Origin of the sequence: Enterobacter sp. 940_PEND, from assembly GCF_001059415.1 — a bacterium.
Classification (GTDB): Bacteria; Pseudomonadota; Gammaproteobacteria; order Enterobacterales; family Enterobacteriaceae; genus Enterobacter; species Enterobacter cloacae_M.
The window spans coordinates 1-13,013 of record NZ_JUMS01000144.1; the positions used below are offsets into that span (position 1 = coordinate 1).

Annotated in this window: 10 protein-coding genes; 6 read left to right on the forward strand and 4 right to left on the reverse strand. The window is 60.1% G+C overall.

The features are described 5' to 3' along the window. The 3 genes from ADJ24_RS20305 to ADJ24_RS24625 form a co-directional block, all read right to left on the reverse strand. A partial coding sequence (locus tag ADJ24_RS20305) for a LysR family transcriptional regulator (RefSeq protein WP_048703595.1) occupies nucleotides 1–720 on the reverse strand: 720 nt, incomplete at its 3' end. 92 nt (nucleotides 721–812) lie between these two features. Next, on the reverse strand, nucleotides 813–2,342 hold the full coding sequence (locus ADJ24_RS20310; protein ID WP_023312332.1) for a cryptochrome/photolyase family protein: 1,530 nt from the start codon (nucleotides 2,340–2,342) through the stop codon (nucleotides 813–815). Then, nucleotides 2,339–2,485, reverse strand: a complete 147-nt coding sequence (locus tag ADJ24_RS24625; protein ID WP_065454001.1) for a DUF2256 domain-containing protein — start codon at nucleotides 2,483–2,485, stop codon at nucleotides 2,339–2,341. Before ADJ24_RS24625 ends, ADJ24_RS20310 begins: the two co-directional genes overlap by 4 nt. A gap of 215 nt (nucleotides 2,486–2,700) precedes the next feature. Between ADJ24_RS24625 and mtfA the strand changes: the two genes are divergently transcribed. Continuing rightward, nucleotides 2,701–3,498, forward strand: coding sequence for a DgsA anti-repressor MtfA (mtfA, locus tag ADJ24_RS20315; protein WP_023312333.1), 798 nt, complete (start codon nucleotides 2,701–2,703; stop codon nucleotides 3,496–3,498). On the opposite strand, the gene ADJ24_RS20320 is transcribed toward mtfA, so the two are convergent. Further along, nucleotides 3,495–4,706, reverse strand: coding sequence for an MFS transporter (locus ADJ24_RS20320; RefSeq protein WP_023312334.1), 1,212 nt, complete (start codon nucleotides 4,704–4,706; stop codon nucleotides 3,495–3,497). The two genes, mtfA and ADJ24_RS20320, sit on opposite strands and share 4 nt — an antisense overlap. 138 nt (nucleotides 4,707–4,844) lie before the next feature. Between ADJ24_RS20320 and ADJ24_RS20325 the strand changes: the two genes are divergently transcribed. Genes ADJ24_RS20325 through ADJ24_RS20345 form a run of 5 tightly spaced genes read left to right on the forward strand, consistent with a single transcriptional unit; the run spans nucleotide 4,845 to nucleotide 12,811 of the window. Beyond that, the gene (locus tag ADJ24_RS20325) at nucleotides 4,845–6,587 is read left to right on the forward strand and encodes an IucA/IucC family protein (RefSeq protein ID WP_023312335.1); all 1,743 of its coding nucleotides are present in this window, start codon (nucleotides 4,845–4,847) and stop codon (nucleotides 6,585–6,587) included. Next, a complete protein-coding gene (locus tag ADJ24_RS20330) occupies nucleotides 6,587–7,534 on the forward strand; it encodes a GNAT family N-acetyltransferase (protein ID WP_023312336.1) in 948 nt (315 codons plus the stop codon). Before ADJ24_RS20325 ends, ADJ24_RS20330 begins: the two co-directional genes overlap by 1 nt. Then, the gene (gene iucC, locus ADJ24_RS20335; protein WP_023312337.1) at nucleotides 7,531–9,273 is read left to right on the forward strand and encodes an IucA/IucC family protein; all 1,743 of its coding nucleotides are present in this window, start codon (nucleotides 7,531–7,533) and stop codon (nucleotides 9,271–9,273) included. Before ADJ24_RS20330 ends, iucC begins: the two co-directional genes overlap by 4 nt. After that, nucleotides 9,270–10,595, forward strand: coding sequence for a lysine N(6)-hydroxylase/L-ornithine N(5)-oxygenase family protein (locus ADJ24_RS20340; RefSeq protein WP_023312338.1), 1,326 nt, complete (start codon nucleotides 9,270–9,272; stop codon nucleotides 10,593–10,595). The genes iucC and ADJ24_RS20340 overlap by 4 nt, the downstream gene beginning before the upstream one ends. 26 nt (nucleotides 10,596–10,621) lie before the next feature. After that, a complete protein-coding gene (locus ADJ24_RS20345) occupies nucleotides 10,622–12,811 on the forward strand; it encodes a TonB-dependent siderophore receptor (RefSeq protein WP_023312339.1) in 2,190 nt (729 codons plus the stop codon). Nucleotides 12,812–13,013 lie beyond the last annotated feature (202 nt).

Consider the following 13,013-nt stretch of genomic DNA (forward strand, 5'->3'; position numbering starts at 1 on the left):
GCCGATCCCCGCCTCTACCATACCGAGCATCGTGGTAACGTGGCGCGTTTCGCAGACGCTGGGGCGTTCGGGAACGATATCCCCCAGCATCCGATCGAGCAGGTTACGGTTACCTGACGTTTTATCGAGGGAGATATAATCCTGCTGGTAAAAGGCCTGCCACGTAAGATGACTCTTCTGCGCCAGGGGGTGATCCTTTCGGCACGCCGCAACATAGACATCCTCCACCAGCGGAAAAAATTCGATGTCAGACGGCAGGTTTCCTGCGAAGCTGATACCAAAATCCGCCTGGCTTCGGGCCACGGCGTCAATCACATTCCCCGCGCTGCTGTCGATGAGCTTAATGCGAACGCGCGGATAGCGAGACTGAAAACGACGGATCACATCGGGCATAAAGTAACAGGCCGCGGACGGGACCGTGGCAACCGTGATCAGCCCCGTCCGCTCTTCGCTGACCTTATCGACATCCGCCAGCATTGACTCAACGTTGTCGAGCAGCTGCGCGGAGCGTTCAGCAAAGTTTTGCCCGTATAACGTTAAGGCCACGCGGCGGGTGGTACGGTCAAACAGCCGGTTTCCCAGCGCGGCTTCCAGCTTTTCAATCCTGCGGCTCAGCGCCGACTGGGATAAGCAGATAGATTCAGCGGCGACACGGAAGTTACCGTATTCCACTAACGCTCTGAAAGCATAAAGATCGTTAAGGTCAAAATTCACGGGCATAGCGTCTGGATGTCCTGTCGGGGAATACGCAGCAAAGTCAAAAATAATAGCGTCTTATTGACCCACCGCAACCGGCGCGGTGTTGAAATACGTCAGAGGTCGTTGAGATGCAGGCGAATATACCCGGCGCGGTCGGCAAGGGCCTGCCGCTCCTCTTCCTTCATGTCCGCAAGCTGTTTAAAGACGATGCCCAGGCGGGGATTGTTACCCAGACGCGCCTGGTTGCGCGCAAAGAAATCCCAGTAAAGGGCATTGAAGGGGCACGCCAGCTCTCCGGTACGCTGGGTGTGCTGATACCGGCACCCCTGACAGTAATTACTCATCTTGTGAATGTACGACGCGCTCGAAACGTAGGGCTTACTGGCCAGCAATCCGCCATCGCCAAACTGGCTCATCCCGAGGGTATTGGGCAGCTCTACCCATTCAAAGGCATCAATGTAGACACCCAGATACCATTCATGAACAGCCTGCGGCGACAGGCCGCTGAGCAGGCTAAAGTTCCCGATGACCATCAGGCGCTGGATATGGTGGGCGTAAGCCTCGGTGAGCGACTGTCCAACGGCATGCGCCAGGCAGCGCATCTGCGTCTTGCCGGTCCAGAACCAGTCCGGCAGCGGGGCGTGCTGGTCTAAGGCATTCAGCTCCCGATAGCCCGGCATCTGCGACCAGTAGATCCCACGCACGTATTCCCGCCAGCCGAGAATTTGTCGGATAAACCCTTCAACGGCAGGCAGCGGCGCATGGCCCGAACGCCATGCCTGCTGGGCGGCAGCTACCACTTCCCGCGGATTAAGCATTTTGGTATTCAGCGCGAATGAAATTAACGAGTGAAACAGAAAAGGTTCCTCAGCGTGCATCGCGTCCTGCCAGGCGCCGAACTGGGGGAGCACGTGAGCGATAAATTCATCCAGCCTGGCTTTGGCTTCCGAACGGTTGAGCGGCCAGCGAAAATTCCCGGCCTGCGGTTCGCCGAAGGTCTTTACGCCGCAGCGCTGGATCTCCGCCCATAAGGCTGAATAATCGTGGCGCGGACGCGAATCCTCCGGTGCGGGCGGCTCGCCGGACCAGCGTTTGCGGTTTTCGGCATCATAATTCCATTTCCCCCCTTCCGGCTCGCCTTCTGAGGTTAACAGTACGCCGTGCTGACGACGCATTTCCCGGTAAAAGTACTCCATTCGCCAGCTTTTGCGCGTCGCAAAGAACGCGCTCACCTGTTCACGGGTAGTGAAGAAATGCTCGCTGCTGACGCAGGCCGTTTCGACGGACGCCGCTTTCGCCCACGCCTGGAGCTGCGTATCCAGGCGCCATTCGTCGGGCTCCTGCCATATCACCCTGTCGGCGCCGTAATGCGCGACCAGCGCGTTGAGATTGTCTTCCAGCGCGCCGCGGTTTGAGTCGTCAGAGAGCCGGACATACCTCACCCGATGCCCCTTCTCCTTTAACGCAGTGGCAAACGCGCGCATGGCCGCAAAAATGGCGATCACTTTCTGAGCGTGATGAAGCACGTACGCGGTTTCTGCCCGCAGCTCCAGCATCACGTAAATGACATTTGGATTGCAGGCATCAAACCAGCTGTGGTGCGGATTAAGCTGATCGCCGAGGATCAGGCGCAGTTCGGTCAACGGTGGCTCCTGCGACAGCGCTCGGAACAGTATTTGACCTCATCCCAGCATTTCGCCCATTTCTTGCGCCACGTCATAGGCCGCTGGCAGTGCGCGCACGCACGGCTGGGCAGGCTCTGCTTGTTACCTTTGAAATCGCTCATCTTTTCAATACCGTACTGATTTCTTCACTGAACCTGTGGGTTAAGGCTACGACAGACTTCACAAAATGAAGGTGATGCCCGTAAACCGCTACCCACCGCTACGTACGAATGATAGTTTATTCAGGCTGGAATTGTCGCAGTGAGCGATTTTCTGGCATCTTAACCAAACCTGACTTTCCCATTTTTGTTCAAGTAACGAGTTTGCGAGCAAAGCGATGATAAAGTGGCCCTGGAAAACGAATGAAGCTGGCCGGGATATGGCGCTGCCATGGGATGACGCGCTGACGATCCCTGTTCTGGCTAATCTTAAGCCGGATGAACAAGCGAAACTGGTTCAGCTGGCGGATCGTTTTTTACAGCAAAAACGTCTGGTTCCACTGCAGGGTTTCGAACTCGATCCCCTGAAAAACGCGCGCATCGCCCTGCTTTTCTGTCTGCCGGTGCTTGAGCTCGGCATTGAGTGGCTGGACGGTTTCCACGAGGTGCTTATCTATCCCGCGCCGTTCGTGGTGGATGACGAATGGCAGGACGATATCGGGCTGGTGCACAACCAGCGCGTGGTGCAGTCCGGACAAAGCTGGCAGCAGGGGCCGATTATCCTGAACTGGCTCGACATTCAGGACTCGTTCGATGCGTCCGGTTTTAATCTGGTTATCCATGAAGTGGCGCATAAGCTCGATACCCGCAACGGCGATCGCGCCAGCGGAGTTCCGCTGATCCCGCTTCGCGAGGTGGCGGGCTGGGAGCACGATCTACACGCGGCTATGGATAACATTCAGGATGAAATAGACCTGGTGGGCGAAAGCGCGGCCAGCATTGACGCCTATGCGGCAACCGACCCGGCCGAGTGCTTTGCGGTGCTGTCGGAATATTTCTTTAGCGCGCCCGAGCTCTTCGCGCCCCGTTTCCCGGCGCTGTGGCAGCGTTTCTGCCAGTTTTATCAGCAGGATCCGCTCCAGCGTCTGCGGCAAAATGAGGAGTCTGGCGGCCATTCCTCCCGCCAGATCCATTAAGGCTTTTCAGAAGGGGTCCGCTCGGTTGACCGTACCCCTATGCTCAACGCTAAAAACAGCACTGCCATTCCCCACGCGGCCACCGTCAAAGACTGCTCGCCGTAAAAGCGCGTCACCACGGGCACCAGCAGCGCGCTGACGCCGTAGCCTAACGTGTGGCTGGTGGCGATGACGCCCGCCCCTTTCCCGGTGGTCAGCCTGTCGTTCAGCAGAAGCTGGTAGCCCGGCGTGGCCATCGCCGCCCCGAGTGAAGTGATAACAATCCCCACGTAGAACAGCGTTAAACCCGCGACGGTCATCAGCCCAAGCCCGGCCACCATCAGCACCGCCGCGATGCAGAGCAACGTCACCGGGGTGAAATGCTGCGGGCGGACCACCAGAAACTGCGCCGCGAGCGTGGCCAGCGCGGCCAGGCTCAGCAGAAGCGCAACATGATGGCTGATCTCCCGGGCGTTGCCCTCCAGCAGGGGGCTAAGATGCGGTGACAGGCCAAGCTGCATCAGGCTCACCAGCGCCGCCAGCAGCAGCGCCAGCAGCAGGAACGGCAGCATCGAGGCCTGCAGGCGGGTCGCCTGGTGCGCCACCGGCGGCAGCGGCGGGTCTGCGGCTTCGCGAAGCACCAGCAGCAGCGCGATTAACGGCGCGATCGCCATCAGCCAGAGCGGCGCCACCGGGCTGACGCTGAGCATTAGCGCCGCCAGCGGCGGGCCGAGCAGACGTCCGCAGCTGAGACCGGAGCTTATCGTCGCCAGCGCCGCCATTCTTTTCTCCAGCCCCGCACGCTGAATAGCCCACGTCTGGGCCGCAGGCACCAGCCCCGATACAGTCAGTCCGTAAAGCAGACGCGAAAGAATCAGTCCCGCCAGTCCCCAGACGGTATCCAGCCTTCCGGCCGCCATCGCCCAGACCACCAGCGCCATGACGGCGAAACTGGCCAAATAGCCGTTCAGCGAGGCCAGCATCACAGCCTTACACCCCCGCCGCTCGCTCTGGCGCCCCCACCAGGGCGAGGCCGGTAAAAAGAGCATGGATCCGAACATCAACAGCCCGGCCCAAACCGAGAGCGATAGCCCGGTCAGGGTCACCAGCTGCGGGAGCATCACCAGCAGGCCGTTTTGCCCGATACCTAATAAACCCGCACATAACGCCAGGGGCCAGTTGGCTTTTGAGGCGGCGTTTTCGGTCAATGTTTCTGAGTCAGCGCGCATGAGAATGTGAACATAGTGTCAATAAATGTGTGGAAATTATGAAGTTTATGAAAACAAATATTGCAAAAATGGTTGCGACTGTAAACAGAATGAATATCATAACGAGAATTATTATCAATCATGGAATGAGGTACATCTATGCGTGCTCTGCCCCGCTCTGCCGGTACAGACGTTGCAGCCCAGTGTTTTTTAAACGCCCTGTTGCGCGAAACGAAGGACTGGCGCTATCTCCCCGCTACCGCTGCGGATGCGTTACCGAACATTCATATCCCGCTGTCCCAAACCCAGGCGCTTCGTGTTCCGGTACGCTATTTCTCTCCCACCCAGCATCACCAGTACCGTTTCCCGGCAACGCTTATTCAGAGCAACAGTGATGACGGTGACGCCGTCACATTTGACCAACTGGTTGATTTAATTCTTGAAAAACCATCAGTTAAAGGATCGCTGGATGCCGATACGCTGGCGCGTTTTAAGCAGCGCGTTCTCGAAAGCCATGCGCACACCTGGCAGGCGATCGATCTGCGCCACAGCTGGGCAAACCTGCGCGATAAGCCGCTGACGTTTGCCGACGCGGAACAGGCGCTGCTGGTCGGCCACGCGTTTCACCCTGCACCGAAGTCGCACGAGCCGTTCAACGAAACCGAGGCGCGTCGCTATCTGCCCGATTTCGCCTCCCGCTTCCCGCTGCGCTGGTTTGCCGTTGAGAGCACGCTCGTTGCCGGCGACAGCCTGAACGTCTCCCTGCGCGAGCGTCTGCTGCGCTTCGCGGCCCAGAGCGCGCCTGAGCTGCTCGGCCACTTCACCGACACCCGCTGGCTGCTGCCGATGCATCCATGGCAGGCCGACTATCTGCTGGAGCAGGACTGGTGCCAGCGTCTGGCGGAAAACGGTTCATTGCAGGATCTGGGCGAAGCGGGCGCGCAGTGGCTGCCTACCAGCTCCTCCCGCTCGCTGTACAGCGAAACCAACAGCGACATGATTAAGTTCTCCCTCAGCGTGCGCCTGACCAACTCCGTGCGCACGCTGTCGGTCAAAGAGGTTAAGCGCGGAATGCGCCTGGCGCGCCTGGCGAAAACGGAACGCTGGCAAGATTTACAGGCTCGCTACCCAACCATGCGCGTGATGCAGGAGGACGGCTGGGCGGGGCTGCGTGACGAAAGCGGCGTTATTCAGGAAGAGAGCCTGATGGCCCTGCGCGTCAATCTGCTGTTCGATACGCCAGACACCCAGACCAACGTGCTGGTGAGCCTGACCCAGGCCGCGCCGGACGGCGGCGACAGCCTGCTGGCTTCCGCGGTGCGCCGTCTGAGCCAGCGTCTGGATTTACCGCTCGCCCGGGCCGCCCGCTGCTGGCTGGACGCCTATTGCGACCGCGTGTTGCTCCCGCTGTTCAGCGCCGAGGCGGACTACGGTCTGGTCCTGCTGGCGCACCAGCAAAATATCCTCGTTGAGATGCAGCAGGATTTCCCCGTCGGGCTGATCTACCGCGACTGCCAGGGCAGCGCGTGGACCGAAGGGGCCGAAGCCTGGCTGAATTCAGCGGGCGAAACGGAGGTGGAAAACCGCTTCGGTGAGAGCCAGCTGCTGCGCTACTTCCCTTATTACCTGCTGCTGAACTCTACCCTTGCCGTCACCGCCGCCCTCGCCGCTGCCGGTTTTGACAGCGAGGAGAACCTGATGTCCCGCGTGCGCGACGCGCTGGCCGAACTGCGCCGCACGGCGAAGCAGACCCGCTGCCTCGACTACGTGCTCGACAGCCCGACCTGGAACTGCAAAGGCAACTTCTTCTGCTACCTGCACGATCGCAATGAAAACACCATCGCCGATCCGGCGGTGATCTATTTCGACTTTAGCAACCCGTTTTACAAGGAGAAGGCGTAATGGCAATCGCGAATATCGTCCATTCCGGCTACGGCTTTCGCTGCACCGCAACGGATCGCGCGCTGCCGCTGACGTTGGGTCTCGACGGCAGCGCGGTGCTGGAGCGTCTGAATGGGCTCCCGGACGGCTGGCTGGTCGAAGCCCTGGATCAGCTGTTTGTTGCCGCACCCGCGCTGACCGGCATTACCCTGCCCTGGGCGACCTGGCAGGATGACCCCCAGGCGCAGGCGCTGTTTAGCCTGGCCCACGGGGACTATCTGGCACGCGAAACCTTCTGGCAGCTGCCGCTGTGGCTGAAAGGCGAACGGCCGCAGGCCAGCGGCGGGATGCAGTTTGATGAGAGCCGTCAGCTGTACTTCCCGCTGCGTCCTCACCGCCCGCAGGGCGAAATATACCGTCGCTACGATCCGCAAATTAAGCGCACCCTCAGCTTCCGCGTGGTCGACGTGGCGCTGGACGGCGCGCGCTTTACCCAATGGATGAACAACCCGCGCGTGAACGCCTTCTGGGAGATGGCGGGCCCGCAGGCGGAGCAGGAAAGCTACCTGCGCCGTCAGCTTGACTCGACGTACTGCTACCCGGTTATCGGCTGCTTCGACGACCAGCCGTTCGGCTATTTTGAGCTCTACTGGGCGGCGGAAGACCGCATTGGCCGCCACTACCGCTGGCAGCCGTTTGACCGCGGCCTGCACATGCTGGTGGGCGAAGAGAACTGGCGCGGCGCGCAGTACATCCGCAGCTGGCTGCGCGGCCTGAGCCACTATCTGTATCTCGATGAACCGCGCACCGCGCGCATCGTGGCCGAGCCGCGCTTCGACAACCAGCGCCTGTTCCGCCATCTGGCCTCCGCCGGTTTCGAGACGGTGAAAGAGTTCGACTTCCCGCACAAGCGCTCGCGCCTGATCATGAGCCAGCGCCACCGCTTCTTCAGCGAGGTGGAACTGTGAACGCGCTCTGGCAGAAAGTGAACCGCGAGATGGTGGCAAAGATTCTCGCCGAGCTGGAGTACGAACGCACCCTGCGCGCTGAGCCGGTTTCGTCGGACGGCTGGCGCATCGCCATGGGCAACGAGTCCTGGCAGTTTCGCGCCGCGCGCGGGATCTGGGGCTGGCTGCATATCGACCCGGACAGCCTGATCGCCGCCAGCGGCGATGCCGTCGAAGCGGAAAGCGCGCTGCTGCAGCTGGCGACGGTGCTGGAGATGAGCGACGCGCAAACGGCAGAGCATATGGAAGATCTCTACGCCACGCTGCGCGGCGACATGCAGCTGCTGCAGGCGCGTGAAGCGCTGGACGCGGACGCGCTGATCCACCTCGACCCGGACGAATTACAGTGTCTGATGAGCGGTCACCCGAAGTTTATTTTCAACAAAGGTCGCCGCGGCTGGGGCCTGGACGCGCTGCGTCAGTACGCGCCCGAGTATCGCGGACGTTTTCGCCTGCACTGGGTCGCCGTTCAGCGGGAGCATCTGGTCTGGAGCAGCGACGCCGATTGCGAGATCAACGCTCTGCTGGCGAGCGCCATGGACAACGCCGAGCGCGCCCGCTTTGACGCCCGCTGGCAGGCGCTGGGTCTCAACGACGGCTGGCTGCCGGTGCCGCTGCACCCGTGGCAGTGGCAGCAGAAGATTGCCATTCATTTCCTGGCGCAGCTGGCGCGCGAAGAGATGGTTGAGCTGGGCGAATTTGGCGACGAGTATCTGGCGCAGCAGTCCCTGCGCACGCTCACCAACGCCAGCCGTCGCGCGCCGTATGACATCAAGCTTCCGCTGACCATCTACAACACCTCCTGCTATCGGGGCATTCCGGGCAAATACATTGCCGCCGGGCCGCTGGCCTCGCGCTGGCTTCAGCAGCAGTTTGCCACCGACGCCACGCTGATCCGCTCTGGCGCGCAGGTGCTTGGCGAACCCGCTGCCGGCTATCTGTCGCATCCGGGCTATGCCGCATTGCCGAAAGCGCCCTACCGCTATCAGGAGATGCTGGGGGTGATCTGGCGCGAGAATCCGTCCTGTTATTTAGAAGACGGTGAACAGGCGGTGCTGATGGCCGCGCTGATGGAAACCGACAATGCCGGGCGCCCGCTGATCGACGCGTGGATTAAACGCTCGGGGCTAAGCGCCGACGCATGGCTGGAAAAGCTGTTTGAGGCAACGGTGATCCCGTTCTATCACCTGCTCTGCCGCTACGGCGTGGCGCTGATCGCCCACGGCCAGAACGTGACGCTGGTGATGAAGGATTACGTCCCGCAGCGCATCCTGCTGAAGGATTTCCAGGGCGATATGCGCCTGGTGGATGAGGATTTCCCGCAGGCCCAGAGCCTGCCGGAGCAGGTGAAGGCCGTCACGGCGCGCCTGAGCGCGGATTACATCATTCACGACCTGCAAACCGGCAACTTTGTGACGGTGCTGCGCTTTATCTCGCGCCTCACCCTGCAATGCGGCGTGAGCGAAACGCGCTTCTACCAGATTCTGGCCGGAGTTTTACGGGAGTATATGGCGGCGCACCCGGATCTGGCAGAGCGCTTCGCCAAATTCGATCTCTTCAAGCCGCAGATTATTCGCGTGATCCTCAACCCGGTCAAACTGACCTTCTCCGAACACGACGGCGGCAGCCGCATGCTGCCGAACTATGTCACCGATCTTGATAACCCTCTTTTTCTCGTCTCCCGGGAGTCAGCGCAATGAAAACCTATGATTTCATCGGCATTGGTATTGGCCCGTTTAACCTTAGCATCGCCGCTCTGGCCGAAGGGCTGGACGGCTTTAGCTCGCTGTTCCTTGAGCGTAAACCGCACTTCTCCTGGCACCCGGGAATGATGGTGCCGGACTGCCACATGCAAACCAGCTTCCTGAAGGATCTGGTCAGCGCCGTGGAGCCCACCAACCGCCACAGCTTCCTGAACTACCTGGTGCAGCGCAAAAAGTTCTACCGCTTCCTGACCACCGAGCAGCGCACCGTCTCCCGCGAGGAGTTTGCGGACTACCTGTGCTGGGCGGCGGAAAACCTCACCAACTTGTCCTTCAGCCAGCAGGTGCAGCAGGTGAGCTTTGATGAGAAAAGCGGCCTGTTTGAGGTGGTGACCCAGCGCGACCGCTTCCTGGCGCGCCACGTCTGCGTGGGGATTGGCAAACAGATCAACCTGCCTGACTGCGTTACGACGCAGGACGATACCTGTTTCCACGCCAGCGAGATGATGCTGCGCACGCCGGATCTAACCGGCAAGCGCGTCACCGTCGTCGGCGGCGGCCAGAGCGGGGCCGACCTGTTCCTGAATATCTTCCGCGGCGAATGGGGCCAGCCGCTGAGCCTGAACTGGGTATCGCGCCGTAATAACTACAACGCGCTGGATGAAGCCGCCTTTGCCAACGAGTATTTCACGCCGGAGTACGTGGACAGCTTCTCCACGCTGGGCGAAGAGGCCCGACGTCAGATGCTGCACGAGCAGAAGATGACCTCCGACGGCATCACCACCGAGTCCCTGCTGGCGATTTACCGCGCCATGTACCACCGCTTCGAAGTGCTGCGTGAAAAACCCTGGGCGCACCTGATGCCGTCCCGCTCGGTGACGGCCCTGACGCGCCAGGAAAACGGACATCGCCTGAGCATTCAGCATCACCTCGACGGCGGCCGCGAGCAGCTGGATAGCGACGTGGTGATTTTCGCCACCGGCTACCGCGCCGTGCAGCCCGCGTTCCTCGCGCCGCTGTCTCACCGCCTGCATCTGGACACGGACGAAGCCTTCTGCATTAACAATGATTTCACTCTCGAATGGGACGGTCCGCAGAGCAACCGCCTGTTCGCCGTGAACGCCGGGATGCACCGTCTCGGCATTGCCGAACCCCAGCTCAGCCTGATGGCCTGGCGCGCGGCGCGAATTCTTAATCGCGCGCACGCCGACGAGCCGTTTGAGCTGGCCACCACACCCGGCGTTATCCACTGGCGCACCACCACCAGCCCGGACAGCAGCCCGGTTTTTAAATCATTAGCAAAAACCACCGAGTACTGACACACACAATCAGGATCAACATAACAATGAAACGTTCTCATCTTTGGGTTTTAAATCCTTGCTTGCTTGCAATGCTTTCTACCTCTGCGTGGGCGGAAGAACAAAAGGAAGAAAATATCGTTGTCTCCGCCAGCCGCGCGCACCGCAGCGTGGCCGAGATGGCGCAGACCACCTGGGTCATCGAGCGAGCTGAAATTGAGCAGCAGGTTCAGGGCGGGAAAGAGATTAAAGAAGTGCTGGCGCAGCTGATCCCGGGCATGGACGTCAGCAGCCAGGGCCGTACTAACTACGGCATGAACCTGCGCGGCCGCTCCATGATGGTGATGGTGGACGGCGTTCGCCTGAACTCGTCCCGCAGCGACAGCCGCCAGCTGGACTCTATCGATCCGTTCAACATTGACCGTATCGAAGTGATCTCCGGCGCCACCTCGCTCTACGGCGGCGGCAGCACCGGCGGCCTGGTGAACATCGTCACCAAAAAGGGCCAGCCGGATACCGAGGTTGAGTTCCAGACCGGAGCAAAAAGCGGGTTTAACAGCCACAACGATCACGATGAGAACGTGTCGGCAGCCGTAAGCGGCGGCAACGACAACGCCTCCGGTCGTCTGTCGGTGTCGTATCAGCGCTACGGCGGCTGGTATGACGGCAAAGGCAACGAGGTGATTATCGATAACACCCAGACCGGTCTCCAGTATTCCGACCGTATTGATGTGATGGGCACAGGCACCATCAACATTGACGATCGTCAGCAGCTGCAGCTGACGACGCAGTACTACAAGAGCGAGTCCGACGGCAAGCATGGGCTGTATCTCGGTAAGAACTTCTCGGCGGTAACGGGCGATGCGACCGCGTACAACAAAGATAATCTCGATTCTGACCGCGTACCGGGTACCGAGCGCCATCTGATTAACCTGCAGTATTCCAATACCGACTTCTGGGGCCAGGATCTGGTCGCGCAGATTTACTATCGCGACGAGAGCCTGACCTATTATCCGTTCCCGACCCTGACCAAAGGCGTGGTGAGCAGCATCGGCGCGTCCCAGCAGAAAACCGATTTTTACGGCGGCAAGCTGACGCTGAACAGCAAGCCGGTGGACGATTTGACGCTGACCTGGGGTGTGGATGCCGACCACGAAACCTTCGATGCCAACCAGCAGTTCTTTAACCTGAGCAAGGCTGCGGCGAGCGGCGGCATGGAGCTGGATAACGCCTACAACGTGGGCCGTTACCCGGGCTACAGCATCACCAACCTCGCCCCGTTCCTGCAGGCCAGCTACGACATTGACGCCATCACCCTGAGCGGCGGCGTGCGTTATCAGTACACCGAGAACAAGGTGGACGACTTTGTCGGTTACACCCAGCAGCAGGCCATCGCCACCGGGAAAGCCACCTCCGCCGACGCGGTGCCGGGCGGGAAAACCGATTACAACAACTTCCTGTTTAACGCCGGGATCCTCGGTCGCCTGACCGAACAGCAGCAGCTGTGGTTTAACTTCTCCCAGGGCTTTGAAATTCCGGACCTGGCGAAGTATTACGGCTCCGGCACCTATCAGCTCAGCAACGGTCACTATCGCCTGCTGAACAGCGTCAACGTGAACGACTCGGCGCTGGACGGTATCAAGGTCAACGCTTACGAGCTGGGCTGGCGTTATACCGGCGATAACCTGCGCACGCAGGTCGCGGCGTATTACTCGCTCTCGGATAAAACCATCACCATCAACAAGACGGATATGACCATCAACCTGGAAGACGACAAGCGTCGTATCTACGGGGTGGAAGGTCAGGTGGACTATTTCTTCACCGACAGCGACTGGAGCACCGGTGCGAACTTTAACGCTATCAAGTCTGAAACCCGCGAAAACGGGAAATGGGAGAAGCTGACGGTCGACAGCGCCAGCCCGTCGAAAGCCAGCGCATGGGTCAACTGGGCGCCGGGCGACTGGACCCTGCGCGTACAGAGCACGCAGACCTTTGACGTGTCAGACTCCGACGGCAAGAAGATCGATGGCTATAACACGGTCGACTTCCTGGGCAGCTACGCCCTGCCGGTGGGTAAGGTCAGCTTCAGCGTGGAAAACCTGCTGGACAAAGACTACACCACCGCCTGGGGCCAGCGCGCGCCGGGGCTGTATAGCCCAACCTACGGTGCACCGGGGCTGTATACCTATAAAGGCCGCGGACGTACCTTTGGTCTGAACTACTCCGTACTGTTCTGATCCTGAGCGCCGCCTGCGGGCGGCGCATTTTGCTGTGTAATTTCAACGCGAATTTGCTATAAAATCAGCGATTTGCTGAAATTGTCGGCAAACGAAAGAAAAGTGCGTTTTCACCCTTTGACAAGGCGTACCGAGGTCGCTACTATGCGCCTCGTTCACACGATTCCTCTGTAGTTCAGTCGGTAGAACGGCGGACTGTTAA

Bases quoted from the DNA above. Each gene is read 5' to 3' on its own strand.
- ADJ24_RS24625 (WP_065454001.1), bottom strand. From the start codon at position 2,485: ATGAGCGATTTCAAAGGTAACAAGCAGAGCCTGCCCAGCCGTGCGTGC.
- mtfA (WP_023312333.1), top strand. From the start codon at position 2,701: ATGATAAAGTGGCCCTGGAAAACGAATGAAGCTGGCCGGGATATGGCG.
- ADJ24_RS20320 (WP_023312334.1), bottom strand. From the start codon at position 4,706: ATGCGCGCTGACTCAGAAACATTGACCGAAAACGCCGCCTCAAAAGCC.
- ADJ24_RS20325 (WP_023312335.1), top strand. From the start codon at position 4,845: ATGCGTGCTCTGCCCCGCTCTGCCGGTACAGACGTTGCAGCCCAGTGT.
- ADJ24_RS20330 (WP_023312336.1), top strand. From the start codon at position 6,587: ATGGCAATCGCGAATATCGTCCATTCCGGCTACGGCTTTCGCTGCACC.
- ADJ24_RS20340 (WP_023312338.1), top strand. From the start codon at position 9,270: ATGAAAACCTATGATTTCATCGGCATTGGTATTGGCCCGTTTAACCTT.
- ADJ24_RS20345 (WP_023312339.1), top strand. From the start codon at position 10,622: ATGAAACGTTCTCATCTTTGGGTTTTAAATCCTTGCTTGCTTGCAATG.